General features: G+C 73.5%; 8 protein-coding genes. 4 read left to right on the forward strand and 4 right to left on the reverse strand.

The genetic code is table 11. The features are described from left to right. The first annotated feature begins 164 nt into the window (after positions 1-164). Positions 165-4,022 carry a serine/threonine-protein kinase gene (locus WMF39_RS34130; RefSeq protein ID WP_437740654.1) on the forward strand — a complete coding sequence of 1,286 codons (3,858 nt, stop codon included), beginning with the start codon at positions 165-167 and terminating at the stop codon, positions 4,020-4,022. 177 nt (positions 4,023-4,199) lie between these two features. Further along, complete coding sequence (locus WMF39_RS34135; protein ID WP_437740655.1) at positions 4,200-5,813, forward strand: formylglycine-generating enzyme family protein; 1,614 nt, start codon at positions 4,200-4,202, stop codon at positions 5,811-5,813. Positions 5,814-5,952: 139 nt separating this feature from the next. On the opposite strand, the gene WMF39_RS34140 is transcribed toward WMF39_RS34135, so the two are convergent. Beyond that, entirely contained in the window at positions 5,953-7,284 is a 1,332-nt protein-coding gene (locus tag WMF39_RS34140; protein ID WP_437740656.1) for a hypothetical protein, read from the reverse strand. Between the two features lie 357 nt (positions 7,285-7,641). Between WMF39_RS34140 and WMF39_RS34145 the strand changes: the two genes are divergently transcribed. Then, the gene (locus WMF39_RS34145; protein WP_437740657.1) at positions 7,642-8,865 is read left to right on the forward strand and encodes a hydroxymethylglutaryl-CoA synthase family protein; all 1,224 of its coding nucleotides are present in this window, start codon (positions 7,642-7,644) and stop codon (positions 8,863-8,865) included. A 21-nt stretch (positions 8,866-8,886) separates the two neighbouring features. On the opposite strand, the gene WMF39_RS34150 is transcribed toward WMF39_RS34145, so the two are convergent. Beyond that, positions 8,887-9,321, reverse strand: a complete 435-nt coding sequence (locus WMF39_RS34150; RefSeq protein WP_437740658.1) for a hypothetical protein — start codon at positions 9,319-9,321, stop codon at positions 8,887-8,889. A gap of 570 nt (positions 9,322-9,891) precedes the next feature. Between WMF39_RS34150 and WMF39_RS34155 the strand changes: the two genes are divergently transcribed. Next, positions 9,892-12,867, forward strand: a complete 2,976-nt coding sequence (locus WMF39_RS34155; RefSeq protein ID WP_437748065.1) for a DNRLRE domain-containing protein — start codon at positions 9,892-9,894, stop codon at positions 12,865-12,867. A 67-nt stretch (positions 12,868-12,934) separates the two neighbouring features. Here the strand turns inward: WMF39_RS34155 and preA are convergent, their stop codons facing one another. Continuing rightward, complete coding sequence (gene preA / locus WMF39_RS34160) at positions 12,935-14,323, reverse strand: NAD-dependent dihydropyrimidine dehydrogenase subunit PreA (protein WP_437740659.1); 1,389 nt, start codon at positions 14,321-14,323, stop codon at positions 12,935-12,937. 3 nt (positions 14,324-14,326) lie between these two features. Next, positions 14,327-15,736, reverse strand: a complete 1,410-nt coding sequence (locus tag WMF39_RS34165) for an FAD-dependent oxidoreductase (RefSeq protein WP_437740660.1) — start codon at positions 15,734-15,736, stop codon at positions 14,327-14,329. Positions 15,737-15,747 lie beyond the last annotated feature (11 nt).

A 15,747-nucleotide genomic window follows, 5' to 3' on the forward strand; every position in this document is an offset into this window, starting at 1 on the left:
CCGCCAGGCGGACGGCCGCCACCGGCCTCCTCGATCGGGTATTTCCTTAAGACGTACGCCCGCTTGGCCGCGACGCGCCCGCGCCAATGAGCACTGGACGCAGCGCTCACCTCGCTGGCAGGCTGCCCGCCGGCGAGGCTCCCCGTCCGGATCCTCGGTGAGCGATGCAGGCAGGTGACATCATCGACGGCCGGTTCTGCATCGAGCACCTCGCGGCCTCGGGCGGGATGGGGGCCGTCTACCGGGCCCGCGATCAGGAGACCGGCGAGGCGGTCGCGATCAAGCTCCTGACCACCGAGAGCGCGCAGCACCTCGTCCGCTTCGCGCGCGAAGCCCACATGCTCGCAACGGCCCGGGTGCCCGGCGTCGTGCGCTACGTCGCGCACGGCGCCACCGCGTGGGGACAGCCGTTCCTCGCCATGCAGTGGCTCGACGGCGAGACGCTCTCCGACCGGCTCACCCGCCAGGGCGTCACCCTCGAGGAGACCCTCGAGCTTGGCCTCCACGTCGCGAGGGCGCTCGGCGCCATCCACAGGCTCGGCCTCGTCCACCGCGACCTGAAGCCGAGCAACCTGCTGCTGGAAGGCGGCTCGCTCGAGCGCGTGCACCTCATCGACTTCGGCCTCGCCCGCGCCGTCACCGACGAGCCGCTCACGGCCGCGGGCCTCGTCCTGGGCACGCCCGGATACATGGCCCCCGAGCAGGCGCGCGGCGAGCTCAGCGTCGACACCCGCGCCGACGTGTTCGCCCTCGGCTGCATCCTCTACCGCTGCCTCACCGGCCGCGCCGCCTTCCAGGGCAACGCCGGGCTCGCCGTGCTGATGAAGGTCCTCCTCGAGGAGCCGCCCCGCGCGCGCGACCTCCGGCCCGGCACCCCGGCCGCGCTCGACGATCTCGTCGCCCGCATGCTGGCGAAATCCCCGCTGGACCGGCCGGCCGACGGCGGCGCCGTGGCGGCCGAGATCGCCACGATCGGCGCGCCCGAGAGCAGCGTCGGCGGGCCCCGCTCCTTCCCGCCGCGCGCGGTGGAGCTCACGACCGGCGAGCGACGCGTGACCTGCCTCGTTGTCACCCGCGAGCGCGCCGTCAGCTCAAGCGCCGCGGCGGAGCCGCGCCAGGCAGAGCTCTGGCAGCTGCACGACGTGGCCGAGCAGTACCGCGGCGAGCTCGAGCTCCTCGAGGGCCGCTCGCCGCTCATCGTGCTGTCCGGCGCGGGCACGCCGACCGACCTCGCGGCGCGGGCCGCCAGGTGCGCGCTCGCGCTGCAGGAGCTGCTCGGCGGCGCGCCCGTCGCGCTCGCCACCGGCCGGGCGGAGCTCTCGGCGCGCGTGCCCGTCGGCGAGCTCATCGACCGCGCCTTCCAGATGCTCGCGGCCCACGACGACCGCTCCCCCGCCGCGGGCGTCCGCATCGACGAGGTGACCGCGGGCCTCATCGGCACGCGGTTCGACGTCACCGAGGACGCCGCGGGCCGCGTCCTGCACGGGGCGCGCGACGAGCGGACCGCGCAGCTGCTCGGCAAGCCGACCACCTACGTGGGCCGCGAGCGCGAGCTCGCGATGCTCGTGGCCGAGGTCGATCGCTCCATCGACGAGGGCGCCGCGGGCGCGGTGCTCGTGACGGCCGAGGCCGGGATGGGCAAGTCGCGCCTGCGAAAGGAGCTCATCCGCAAGCTCCGCGAGCGGGGAGACAGGATCGAGGTCTGGCTCGGCCAGGGCGACCCCATGGGCGCCGGCGCGGCCTTCGGCCTGCTCGCGAGCGCGCTCCGGGACGCCCTCGGCGTCGCCGACGGCGAGCCCCTGGAGGCGCGGCAGCGCAAGGTCCGGAGCCGCGTGGAGCAATACGGGGGCATCGACGCGCCACGCGTCGCGGCCTTCCTCGGCGAGCTCGTCGGCGCGCCGTTCCCCGACGAGCACGACGTGCAGCTCCGGCTCGCGCGGCGCGACGCCGTGCTGATGGGCGACCAGCTCCGCCACGCCTGGGAGGACTTCCTCCGGGCGGCGTGCCGCGCGGGGCCCGTGCTCCTCGTGCTCGAGGACCTCCAGTGGGGCGACCTCCCCACCGTCACGATGGTCGACGAGGCGCTGCGCCAGCTCAAGGACATGCCGCTGCTCGTGCTGGCGCTGGGGCGGCCCGACGTGCGCCGGCTCTTCCCGAAGCTCTGGGAGGGCCGGCTGGCCCACGAGCTCCACCTCACGCCGCTCCCGCGCCGCGCGAGCGAGCGGCTCGTGCGCGAGGCGCTGGGCGCGCACGCGACGCACGACCTCGTGGGGAGGCTCATCGAGCGCGCGGACGGCAACGCGTTCTTCCTCGAGGAGCAGATCCGCGCGGCCGCCGAGGGCAAGAGCGAGGGCCAGCCGGAGACGGTGGTGGCCATGGTGCAGGCGCGGCTGGAGACGCTCGACGCCGAGGCGCGGCGGCTCCTCCGGGCGGCGAGCATCTTCGGCGAGACGTTCAGGTCGAGCGCGGTCGCCGCGCTCCTCGGGAGCGCCGACATCGCGCAGGTCCTCGCGGAGCTGCTCCGGCGCGAGGTGATCGTGCGGCGGGGCGAGGGGCGGCCGCGGGACGACGCGGAGTACTGCTTTCGCCACGCGCTCGTCCGCGAGGCCGCCTACGGCATGCTGACGGCGCGCGACCTCCGCATCGGCCACGCGCTCGCGGGCAGCTTCCTCGAGGCGGCCGGCGAGGGCGATCCGAGGGCGCTCGCCGAGCACTTCGAGCGCGGCGAGGAGCCCGAGAAGGCCGCCGAGTGGTACCTGCGCGCCGCCGACAAAGCGCTCCGCGGCAACGACCTCGCCGAGGCGATCGCCTGCGCCGAGCGCGGCATCGCCTGCAGGCCGGACCCTGCCGCGGTGGGCGCGCTCCGCCTGGTCGAGGCCGAGGCGCTGCTCTGGCGCGGCGAGCCGGCCCTCGCGGAGCAGCGTGGGATCGAGGCGACGCGGCACCTCGTGCCGGGCTCGGTGGCGTGGTTCTCGGCGTTCACCCAGCTCGCGGGGGCGGGGCACAAGCAGGGCCACTACGAGCGCGTCGAGCGCTGGATGATGGTCGTCCTCGGCACGGAGCCGCTCGACGGCGCGCGCATCGCGAGGAACGCCTGCCTGCTCGAGGGGGCGATCGTGCTCCTGCTCGGCGGCCGCTACGCGTGCGTCGACGCGCTGATCGACGCGGTCGAGCGCGCGACGGAGGACGCGTCGGCCGCGGATCTCATGATCGAGGCGAAGCTCCTCTACCTGCACGGGCTCCTCCGGCAGCACAACGGCGATCCGAGCGCCTGCATCGCGAGCATGGGCGCGGCGCTCGCCGCGTTCGAGGACATCGGCGATCGCCGCGAGGCGTGCCGCGCGCGGCTCAACATGGGCCTCTGCTACGTCCAGTTCGGGTACTTCGAGGCGGCGGCGGGGGTCCTCCGCGCCGGGCTCGAGGAGGCGGAGCGGATGGCGCTCGACGACCGGGTCCCGAACGCGCTGCAGAACCTCGGCCTCGCGCTGGCCCACGCGGGCGAGGTCGACGCGGCGAGGGCGGCCCTGCGGAGCTCGATCGAGGCGCTCACGCGCCGCGGCGACCGGCGGCGGGAGTGCGAGAGCCGGCTCCAGCTCGCGCGCGTCCTGCTCCTCGCGGGCGAGCCCGCGCTCGCCGAGGCGGAGGCGCAGGCGGCCGAGGCGCTCGCGCGGGGGGTGCCGGAGCGGCTCCCCGCGGCCATCGCGGCGCGCGCGCGCGCGCTGCTCGATCTCGGGCGCGCCGGCGAGGCGCTCGCCGCCACGACGCAGGCCCTGTCCCTGCTCGAATCGGGCCGCCCTGACGAGGAGGGCCCGCTTGTGCGCCTGGTCCACGCCGAGGCGCTGGCCGCGACGGGCCAGATGGCCGAGGCCAAGGGCGCCATCGCCCTGGCCCGCAACGGGCTGCTCGTGCGGGCCGGGAGGATCGGCGATCCTGTCTGGCGCGAGCGCTTCTTGCGCGATGTCCCCGACAACGCGCGGATCCTGGAGCTCGCGCAAGGCTGGCTCGACGGACACGCGCCCTGAAAGCGTCAGCCGCGCTCGGGCGAGAGCGAGAGGCCATCACGGCGTCCGGGGGAGCCCACATGGCGGTGATTCCGGCCGTCGGGCGGGAGCATCTTTTTGTCGCCCGGAACAGGAGACGTCGCAAGTAAGCTGAGCCTCTACCTCTAACCTTGTGTTCGAACACAGGGAGGCAGATCCATGCTCAGGTCGTCCGTCGTTCTGATTCCCCTCGTGGCCCTCGCCGTGTCTGTCTCGTGCAGCAGCGAAGACAGATACCGGCCTCCCACGACGGGGGACCTGCCCTCTGCCGGCGTCACGACCAGCAGCGGACAGGGCGGCGGCACCGGCGGACAGGGCGGCGGCACCGGCGGCCAGGGCGGCGCCGGCGGCCAGGGCGGCGCCGGCGGCCAGGGCGGCGCCGGCGGCCAGGGCGGCGCCGGCGGCCAGGGCGGCGCCGGCGGCCAGGGCGGCGCCGACATGCCGAGCTGTTCCAACGGCGCGAAGGACAGCAACGAGACGGACGTCGACTGCGGCGGCGCCTGCGCAACGCCGTGCCGGGTCGATCAGGCGTGCGCGGAGGCCGCGGACTGCTTCTCAGGGCGGTGCGAGGAGGGCGGCGGGGGCAGCGGCGGCGCCGGGCGCGCGTGCGTGGCGGCGCGGTGCGACAACGGCGTGAAGGACGGCGACGAGACGGACACCGACTGCGGCGGCGGCGCCGCGCCGCGCGACGACAACCCGGCGTGCCCGCCGTGCAAGACCAGCAAGGGCTGCGCGGCGGGCTCGGATTGCGAGTCGTTGAGCTGCGTGAACGACCAGTGTCTGGCGCCGGCCTGCAGCGACGGCGTGAAGAACGGCCAGGAGACCGACATCGATTGCGGGGGGATCTGCCCCGGCTGCCCGCCTGGCGACGCGTGCTCCAAATCGACCGACTGTGTCGAGCTCGTCTGCTACGAGCAGGTCTGCCAGGCCGCGACCTGCAGCGACGGCGTGAAGAACGGCAAGGAGACCGACATCGACTGCGGCGGGACGGAGGGGTGCAGCACCCGGTGCCCTGCGGGGCAGCGTTGCACCACCAACACCGATTGCGCGACGTCGATCTGCAACACCACGAACCGCGTCTGCGCGTGCCCGGCGTGGATGGTGATCTCGCCCGTGAGCGGCGGCGGGAGCTACTGCATCGATCAATACGAGGTGACGAAGCAGGATTACGATGTCTTCCTCCAGGCGAACCCGGTGCTCGCCGGCATGCCGGCGGAGTGCGCGGGGAACATCTACCGTCCCTCGAGCGGGTGGCCCTACACGGAGGGGCGAGTGCCCGTCACCCACGTCGACTGGTGCGACGCCTACGCGTACTGCTCCTACATGGGCAAACACCTCTGCGGCAGGATCGGCGGAGGCGCGAACTCGCCTGCCGACGTCGCGAGCCCGACGCGGAGCGAGTGGTTCAACGCGTGCTCCGGCCAGGGCGTGAACGAATACCCGTACAGCGATCTCTATAGTGAGGCGACCTGCAAGGTGGAGGACCCGAGCGGCGAGTTCGCCAGGAAGCCCGTGCCCCCCAACCCGCTCCCGCAGATCTCGCCCTGCGAAGGCGGAATCACGGGCCTCTTTCATATGAGCGGCAACGTGGCGGAGTGGGAGAACTCCTGCGACGCGCAGGGCAACTGCCTCGTCCGCGGCGGCTCGCGGGCCTCGCAGCAGGACGCGGATGACGTCGCGCGCGGCACGCTCAAGGCGGCCAGGTGCGATGCGCTCCTGGACCAGGATCGCCTCACCCCGTCTGCGGACATCGGCTTCCGCTGCTGTCTCTGAGCGTCCGCGCCGGATACGCGCCAGGCGGCCGCCCGGCCGCCGCGCTTGCGGCGGGCGCGCAGGGCGCTCGACGCGCCCCGCGCCGGTCAGAAGCGGGCGGCGGCCGCGCTCACCGGCGCCGCCGCCCGGCCCGACAAGCTCACTGCGCCGGTTCGGGATCGCAGCCGTAGAGGACGTCGACCGCCGCCATGGCGTCGTCCTGGACCAGCCGGCACGCGTCGGGGCAGAGCGTGATCATGTCGTTCTCGATGTAGAAGGAGCCCGGGGCGCACGCTGCCGCGCTCGCCACCTGGGCGAACGATTGCGGCTCGCTCCCGTCGCCGGGCGTGTACTGGACGACCACGGTCGAGAGGTCGATGATCTCCCCCGGCGGCGAGTCCGGCACCTCGAACTCGCACGCGACCACCGCGCCCGTGATGACGCCCTCCGCGATCGCCTGGAACACCACGTCATAAGAGTCCGTCTGGCAGAGCGGGAACCTGAGGCCACCCGTCCTCTTGCTGAGCGTCTGGTAACCCGTGCCCGGCGCCACGGCGGTGCCGCACGTCTCCTCGACCACGTCCGCATCGGGCGCGTAGGCGTCCGTGGCGACCGTGTTCTCGTGGAGCCCGACGATGCTGTGAAAGACGTAGTTGGGCGCGGTCGCGTCGCCGAAGACCGCCGGGTCCAGGCCGAACAGCAGCTCTTCGAAGTCCGTGGCGACGTCCTCCCAGGGCTGCCGCGTGTCGTCGATATAGATGTTGCGCGGGAGGTGCGTCGACTGGCAGCCCACGTGGTCGTCGGTGATCACGGTGATCACCTTGAACGAGTCCTCGCGCACCCACTCCGACCACCCGGACGGCGCCACGCCGTGCTCGTCGGGCAGGCCGCCGTTGTAGCTCCCGAGGAGCACGCAGAGCGCGTCGTTGCTCCTGATCTCGTGGCTGTAATGGTAGAAGACGGGCGGGTTGTTCCCCGGTGCCTCGGGGACCGGGGAGCAGCTCTCGGTGCTGAGCGGGGCGCCGACGCAGATCGAGTCGTCTTCCTCCGCAGCGCCGTGCGCGGAGATCATGATGACGCGGTAATCGATGCCGCTCTCGCCGATGATCGAGGCGAAGCTCTCATTGATGTTGTTCTGTACGCTGATGATCTCGTTCGCCATGCTGGGCGAGTTGTCGATGACGAACACGATGTCGACCGGCCGCTTCGTGAGCGTGGCCTCGGCGACCGTGGCGACACAGGCCGTATCGGGCGTCACGGGGCCGCTGCCACCCGTGTTGGCGCCGCTGGAGCCGTTGCCGATCATCCCCCCGTCGTCACCGCCCGCGCCGCCCCCGCCCCCGCCGCCCTCGCCGCCCCCGCCCGCGCCGCCGGCTCCACCGACGTTCGCTCCAGCCGTCGCGTCCGCGTCGCCCTCCGCCCCGGAGCTGCAGGAGCACCCTGCGGCGCCGGTCATCACCAGAACACCCAACCCAAGAAGCGGAACCAACATGGTAGACCGGGAGAGCTTCACATGAACCTCGACCGCTAGGGCGCATGAACGCGCTATTTCAGATTGCACAATTGCAACGAGATGTGGTGACGATTTTGACCTGACCGCGATTTTTCTCGGAGGCTGTTCCATGACATGTATCATGGAAGCGTCTTTGTCATTCCACGTGGTGCGCACGGCGAGGCGCGGTGGATGGAGGCGCGGGCACGGCCACGTGGCCACGCGCCACGCGCCACCGGTTGCGTGAAGCGAGGGCGCCAGCTGGAACGCGGCGCCGCGGCCGTCGGGCGCCTCGGCTCCTCGGACGCTCCGCATGGGCTGGATGGTCTCTGCACAATGCGCCCCTAGGATGCAGGTATGAGCCTACGTCATGACTTTCCTCGCATCGGCATCGATGCGATCGCGCTCGCCGTCCCCCGCCGCTTCGTCGAGCTCACCGAGCTCGCCGAGGCGCGGGGCATCGCGCCCTCCAAGTACCTGACCGGCCTGGGGACCCGCCGGATGGCGATCGCTGCGCCCGACGAGGATCCGATCACCCTCGGCGCCAACGCGGCCCGCCGGCTGTTCCAGCGGTCGGGCGCGAGCCCCGCGGACATCGGGCTCTGCGTCGTGGGCACCGAGACCGCCGTGGACCACGCGAAGCCGGCGGCCTCCTTCCTCCACGGCCTGCTCGGGCTGCCGAGCGCGTGCCGGGTCTTCGAGGCCAAGCACGCCTGCTTCGGGGGCACCGCGGGCCTCCTCAACGCGGTGGACTGGATCGCCTCGGGCTCGGCCCGCGGCCGCGCCGCGCTCGTCGTGTGCTCGGACGTGGCGCGGTACGCGCTCGGCTCGGCGGGCGAGCCCACCCAGGGCGCCGGCGCCGTGGCGCTGCTCGTGCGCGAGCGCCCGCGCCTCGTCGAGATCGAGGTCGGCCAGACCGGCACGTATGCGCGCGACGTCTACGATTTCTGGCGGCCGCTCCACCACAAGGAGGCGCTCGTCGACGGTCACTACTCGGTGCAGTGCTACCTCGACGCCCTCGCCGGGGCCTACGGCGACTGGCGCCGCGTGGCGGGCGACGGCGATCCCCTCGCGCGCACCTGCTATCACGTCCCCTACGGCAAGATGGCCCGCAAGGCCCACCGCCACCGGCTGGCGATGGACGGCCTGACCGAGCAGGCCGCCGACGAGAGCTTCGCTGTCGAGGTGGAGCCGTCGCTCGATCTGCCGTCGCGCATCGGCAACATCTACACGGGCTCGCTCTACCTGGCGCTCGCGTCCCTGCTCAACACGGAGGCCCGCGCGCTCGAGGGGCAGCGCGTCGGGCTGTTCAGCTACGGCTCGGGCTGCTGCGCCGAGTTCTTCGCGGGCAGGATCGGGCCGGAGGCCGGGGCGCTCGTGGCCGCCCTCGAGATCGACGCCCCGCTCGACGGGTGCCGTCGCGCCTCCGTCGCGGAGTACGAGGCGCTGCGCAACGGCGACGAGGCCGCCGACCGCCGGCCGGCGCCCGAGGGCGCCGAGCGCGGGGGCGCGAGCCTCGACAGCCGGGTGGTGTACCTGGGGCTCGACTCGAGCGAGCGGCGCGTCTACGCGAACGAGTGAGCGCCGGAGCGGGCAGCTCGCTCAGCCGGAGCCGGACGAGGGGGACGTGAGCTCCGAGAGCTTCACGGTGAAGAGCTCCGCCCCGCCGGCCGCAGCGACGACGACCCGCAGCGTGCCGGAGGGGGCCGGTCGCTTCAGGCGCGCGGCGACCGCGCGCGTGACCGGCGCGAGCGGCGCGATGATGTCGGCCATCGCCGAGCGCGCCATCACGCCGACCAGCATCGGCGCGCGCTCGCCCGCGGCCAGGGCGGCGCGGAGCATGCGCTCGGGTTCGAGAGCCGGGTCGCGCTGCTGCAGGCCGATCGCGATGAGATAGCCCGTCGGTTCTCGCAAGGAGAGGAGATAACCCGTCAGCGGCGCGGGGGCGCTGCTGCGGGCCGGGAGGCTCTGCAGCAGGCGCGCGAGCTCCGGGCGGTGATCGGCGAGCAGCTCGGCCCGCTCATCGTGATCGGACATGCCCGCCCGCCCCTGCTTCGCCTGGGCGTTCGGCGTGAGACCGCGATTCCGCGGGGTGATCGTCGCTGCGTCTTTCGGGACCATGTTCCTCCAGCGAGGGCTCTTGCCCTCCGTGTTGTTTGTTCCGGTCACCGCGTCGCGCGTGTCACGAAATCGGACGCGGCCGCGCGTCGCTCGCAAACGCGGGCCGCGCGCCGCTTCACCGGGGCGCTTCGAGGTCGCCCCGGCGCGCCCTGTCGGAGGACCGTCCGGCGCGCACGGTCGGCCGAGATGGCACGTCCTCGTGCCGCCGATGGCCGGCCAGGAGCCAGGAGCGGGCCGCGAGGGCGCCCTGGACCCCGCCTCGGTCGGCAGAGGGCGCCGGCGACGGCTGCGCTCCTCGTCCATCGCGAGGGCGCGGCCCCCGTCCGCGGCGAGGGCGCGGACCTTGCGATGAGGCGCCGCGAGCTCGCTGCCCTCCGGCGCGGAGCGCTCCGGCGCCCGGTGCGCCTGCGCGGAGGAGCGTCAGCGAGCGTCAGCCAGAGGGAGAGCCAGCCTATGCGACATCGAATGGGGAGGATTGGACAGGTGATGGCCGCAGCCGCCATGGTGGGGGGCTGCGCCTCCACCGAGGCGCCGCGAGACCCCGCGCCGTCGGTGGACGGCGCGGCGGCGGCGACCACGGCGCCCGACACGGCGCTGGGCCCCGCGCGCCTGCGGGCGGCGTACATCGCGGCCGTGCAGGCGTCGGCGCCCGAGGGCTACCGGGTGATCGAGGCGTCTCCGGGCGGGAACGAGGCGAGCCTGCGCGCGCCGAACCCGGCGCACCGGCTCGCGGCCGATTTCAGCGCGTCGGGCGTGCGGATCGCCCCGGAGGGCGAGGCGCGGTGGAGCTTCTCGATGGCCGCCGCCCGGTACGGCTGCGCGGGCGATCTGCGCGAGGTGCCGCGTGCGGCGCCGACCGCCACGAAGAACCGCGTGGAGCTCCGCCGGCAGGGCGCGTCGCCGGGCGAGGGGCTCGTGGAGTGGTACGTGAACGGGCCGCTCGGGCTGGAGCAGGGCTTCACGGTGCCCGGTGCGCCTCCCTGCCTCGCCGCCGGGGACCAGGACCTCGTCATCGAGCTCGCCCTGGGCGGCGATCTCCGCGCGACGCCGCTCGCCGGCGGCGAGGGGGTCGCGCTGCGCGAGGCGTCCGGCGCGGTGGCGATGCGGTACACGGATCTCCACGCCACCGACGCCGCGGGGCGGACGCTGCCCGCGTGGATGGAGCTCGGCGTCGACGAGCGCACGCTGTCGCTGCGCGTGGACACCGCCGGGGCCGCGTACCCGGTGACGGTGGATCCGCTCGCCGCCTCGGAGCGGACGGCGCTCATCGCGGTCGACGGCTCGACCCCGATCCACCTGAACGGCGACGCGATCGCCATGTCGGGCGACACCGCGATCGTCGGGGCGCCCGGGAGCGCGGCGTACGTGTTCGTGAAGAGCGGCGGCGCCTGGACGCAACAAGCCAGGCTCGTCCCGGGCGACGGGGCCGCGGGCGACGGCTTCGGCGCCTCGGTCGCGATCTCGGCGGACACGGCCGTGGTCGGGGCGCCCTGGGGGACCGGGGGCGCGGGCGCCGCCTACGTGTTCGTGCGGAGCGGGGGCGTGTGGGTCGAGGGCCCGCAGGCCAAGCTCGCCGGCAGCGGACCGACCGGCGGCGCGTTCGGCAAGACCGTCGCGATCTCGGGGAGCTCGGTCATCGTGGGCTCCCCCGCGTACGCGCTCGAGCTCGCGCAGGACAGCGACGCCGACGGCGTGATCGACGCGGACGACAACTGCCCTGATGCCGCGAATCCGTCGCAGGTGGACGGCGACGCCGACGGGCATGGCGACGCGTGCGACCCGCGGTGCGTGACCTTCCGGCGCGGCCTTGGCGGCGACGTGGCCGACGCGACGCTCTGGCAGGTATCGCCCACGTGGAACGACGGCGCCAGCACCACGCTCTCGACGGGCACCGGCACGGGCGGCGTCCGGCGGAGCCTCCTCCGGTTCAACCTCGCCGGCGTCCCGGCGAGCGCGGAGATCGCCTCGGCGACGCTGTCGCTGTACCAGACGTACAAGCTCGAGAGCAGCACCGTGCGCGTCCACCGGGCCACCGCCGCGTGGACGGAGTCGGGCATCACGTGGGGCAACTCCGGCGGCGGCGGCCATTTCGATCCTGCGATCGAGGCCTCCTTCGTCACCGGCGGTCCTTCCGGCACCACCGGCTTCCGGAACATCGACGTGACCGCGCTCGCGCAGGCCTGGGTGAGCGGCGAGATCGCCAACCACGGCGTGCTGATCGAGGAGGCCGCGGTGACCCGGAGCACCCTGCGGAGCAGCGAGAGCGCGAGCGCCACGGAGCGGCCGGCGCTCACTGTCTGCTACCACGACACCTGCGAGGACGGCATCCAGAACGGCGCCGAGTCCGGCGTGGACTGCGGGGGCCCGAGCTGCGCGCCGTGCGCCCCCGGCAGCGTCCTCTGGAGCAGGCGCTTCGTCAACGGCTGGTACGAGTCGATGCGCGCGCGCGCCGTCGCGGTCGACGGCGCGAACAACGTGATCTTCGGCGGCTACGCCTATGGCCCGATCGACTTCGCCGGGCACGGCGGGCCGCTCCCCGAGGGGATGCTCGACACCAAGTTCCTCGCGAAGCTCGACGCCGCGGGGAACCACGTGTGGGACAGGCGCCCGCAGCACGGCGGCACCTTCTTGAGCGTCGCCGCGTCGGGGTCCGGCGAGCTGATCGCGGGCTCGAACTTCGGCCTGCAGCGGTTCACCGCGTCGGGCGACCTCCTCGCGGAGGTCGTTGGCCTCGGCCAGGTCAAGGTCGCCCGCGCCAATGCGGGCGCCGCCGCGCTCGCCGGCGTCCTGTGGGACACGGTCGATCTCGGCACCGGCCCCCTCGCCGGCGGGCCGGGCAGCGATCTCCTGGTCGCGAAGCTCGACGCGGCGGGCGCGCCGATCTGGACCAGGACCTTCGCGAGCGACCCGTACGACAGCGACCCTGCGAGCGTCACCGTGGACGGCGCGGGCAATGTCATCGTCCTCGGCCGCTTCTCCGGCGCGCTCGACCTCGGTGGCGGACCGCTGGCGAGCTCGCCGACGGCTCACGGCATGTACCTGGCGAAGTTCGACGCGGCCGGGAATCACGTCTTCAGCCAGGTCGTCTCCGGCACGCCGGATGACGCCGACGTCGCCGCGACCCCGTCCGGGGAGCTGATCGTCGCCCTGGGCACGACCGTGACCAAGCTCACCGCCTCGGGCGCGCCGCTGTGGAGCGTCGATACGACGGGCCTCGGCCTGCTCTCCAACACCTGGGGCATCCCTGCCGTCGCCCTCGACGGCGCTGGCAACGTGTTCATCAACCCGCCCGGCGCTGTCGCGAAGCTCTCGCCGTCGGGCGCCGTGCTGTGGTCGGTCGACCCGATCGGCGACGCGGAGCACGGGGACATCTTCGATCTGGCCGTGGACAGCGCCGGCAACGTGATCGGCGTTGGCACGTACGACCGCGCGGACGCGATCGTCGTGAAGCTCGCCCCGTAGCCCGGGCAGCGCCCCGGCGCGCTCGCGGTCGTCGCGGGCTCCTGGCCGCCTGGCCAGGAGCCCGCGATCACGAGCTCCGCGCGCGCGCCGTCGTCTCCAGCCCGCCGGGCACGAAGTCCGTCCCCTTCTGGACACGGTCGTTCCACGTCTCGGGGGGTTTGCCTGAAGGCACCTCCCTCATCGTGATGCACCCCGGCACCGGGCACACCAGCGCGCACAGATTGCAGCCGATGCACTCCTCCTCGTCGACGAACGGGACCCGCGACGGCGCCGCGTCCCCGCTCGGATCCGCCGTCACCGCGCGATCCGGGAGGACCTTCGGGAGGTGGGTGTGGCCCGCCGCGCGCGCCTCCGCCTCCGTCCTCCCCGGCAGGTGGATGCACTGGTGCGCCCCGTCCATGCAGGCGACGTAACAGAGCTGGCACCCGATGCACTTGTCGGCGCTGATGTCCGCGACCACGCGGTACGAGAGGTCGAGCTCGCCCCACTCCTGGACCTGCGGGATCGCCCTGCCGCGCAGCTCGTTCACCGAGCGCATCCCGTGATCGTCGAGCCAGTCGCTGAGCCCCTCGATCATCTCCTCGACGATGCGGTAGCCGTAATGCATCACCGCGGTGCAGACCTGGACGCTCGTCGCGCCGAGCGCGATGAACTCGGCGGCGTCGCGGGAGTTCGAGATGCCGCCGATGCCGGAGATGGGCAGCCGGCCGACGCCGGGGTGGCGCGCCAGCTGGCTCAGCAGGTGGAGCGCGATCGGCTTGACCGCGGGCCCGCAATAACCGCCGTTCGTCGACGCGCCGCCGACCCGCGGGAGCGGGACCATCCGCTCCAGATCGACGCCCATGAGCGACTTGACCGTGTTGATCAGCGAGACGCCGTGCGCCCCGGAGCGGAGCACGGCCTCGCCCGGCTCCAGGATGTCGCCGACGTTGGGCGTGAGCTTCACGATGACCGGCGTCGTCGCGAACTCGACGGCCCAGCGCGCGATCTCCTGGAGGACCGCCGGCTCGTTGCCGACGGCCGAGCCCATGCCGCGCTCACACATCCCGTGCGGACAGCCGAAGTTGAGCTCGAGCCCGTCCGCGCCCGTGTCCTCGGCCTTGCGGATGATCTCGCGCCACTCGTCCTTCGTCTCGACCATCAGCGAGGCGATGAGCGCGTGGCCCGGGTAACGCCGCTTGATCTCGCGCATCTCCTTGAGGTTCACGTCGAGCGGGCGATCGGTGATGAGCTCGACGTTGTTGAGCCCCATGAGCCGCGTGTTGCCGTAGTCGATGCCGCCGAACCGGCTCGACACGTTGACGATGGGGTTCCCGAGCGTCTTCCAGACGGCGCCGCCCCAGCCGGCGTCGAAGGCGCGCCGGACCTGATCTCCGGTGTTGGTCGGCGGCGCCGAGGCGAGCCAGAACGGGTTCGGGCTCTTGATCCCGGCGAAGTCGATAGAGAGGTCGGCCATCGCTCAGCTCCCTTGCGGTGAGGGCAAGGGCGCCGCGCCGCCCGCCCCCGTCGTCATCGCTTCGTGCATCGCGCGCGCGGCGATCTTCGCCTCGGCGACCGCGTTGACGACCTCCTTGCCGCCGTTCACGCAGTCGCCGCCGCTGTAGACCTTCGGGTTGCCCGTGCGGTGCGTCGCCGGATCGACCACCACGCGCCCCCTCGGGTCGAGCACCACCCCCTCGAACGCGAGCGCCACCTGCGTCGCCCGGCTCTGCCCGATCGCGACCGCGACGAGGTCGGCGGGCAGGAGCTCCTCTTGGGCCGGCCCTGGCGCCGGGCCCCGCGCGCCGGTGTCGGCGGGCGCGTCGGCGGGCGCGATCCGCAGCGCGACGACCTTGCCGCCCTCGCGCACCACCTCGACCGGCACCCGGTTCTCGACGAGGCGCGCGCCGGCGACCCGCGCGCCCTCGAGCTCGTGCGCGTACCCCGACATCTCGGCCTCGGAGCGGCGGTACACAACGGCCACCTCGACCCCGAGCAGGGCCAGCTCGTGGGCAACGTCGAGCGCCGTGTTGCCGCCGCCGATGACGACGGCGCGCCGCACGCCCGCGAGGTCGAGGCCCGGGTCGGCCTTGAGCCGCTCGATGAACGCGGTCGCGCCCACCACGCCGTCGCCGTCCTCCCCGCGGAGGCCGAGGCGCGCGTCGGCGCCCAGGCCGAGCCCCAGGAAGACCGCGTCGTACTCCGCGACCAGGTCGCGCGCGGAGACCTCCCCCGGCCCGGCCGCCTGCGCGACGACCGAGACGCCGGCGCGGAGCTCGATGTCCCCGAGCGACAGGACCCACTCGAGCTCGTGGAGCGCCTCGTGCCCCTTCATCTTGTAGGGCGCGATCCCGAGCGTGTTCAGGCCGCCGGGGATCGCCTTCCGCTCGAAGATCACGGCGCGGTGCCCCTCGAGGGCGAGGTAGCCCGCCGCGGCGATCGACGCGGGCCCCGCGCCCACGAGCGCGACGCTCTTGCCGGTGGGCGGCTTCGCCCGGAAGATCCGCGGATCGCGCGCGAGGGCCGACTCGACCGCGTAGCGCTGGAGGCGGCCGATCGCGATCGGCTCTCGCCCCCACCCGTTGTAGACGCAGTCGCCCGCGCAGAGCACCTCGACGGGGCAGGCCTGCCCGCACGACTGGCCGAGCAGGTTGGCCGTGAGGATGGTGCGGGCCGCGCCCTTCACCTGGCCGGCCGCGATCTTCCGGATGAAGCTCGGGATATCGATCGCCGTCGGGCACGCCTTGACGCAGGGCGCGTCGACGCAATAGAGGCACCGGTTCGCCTCGGCGACCGCCTCGGCGTCGGTGTAACGCGGGCTCTTGTCCTCGAATCGCTCTTCGATCCGGCCGGACGGGAGGGCTGAGAGGCGTATCGGGGCTCGGGTCATGCTGGCGCTCG

The organism is Sorangium sp. So ce1504 (assembly GCF_051521635.1).
GTDB classification, from domain to species: domain Bacteria; phylum Myxococcota_A; class Polyangia; order Polyangiales; family Polyangiaceae; genus Sorangium; species Sorangium cellulosum_B.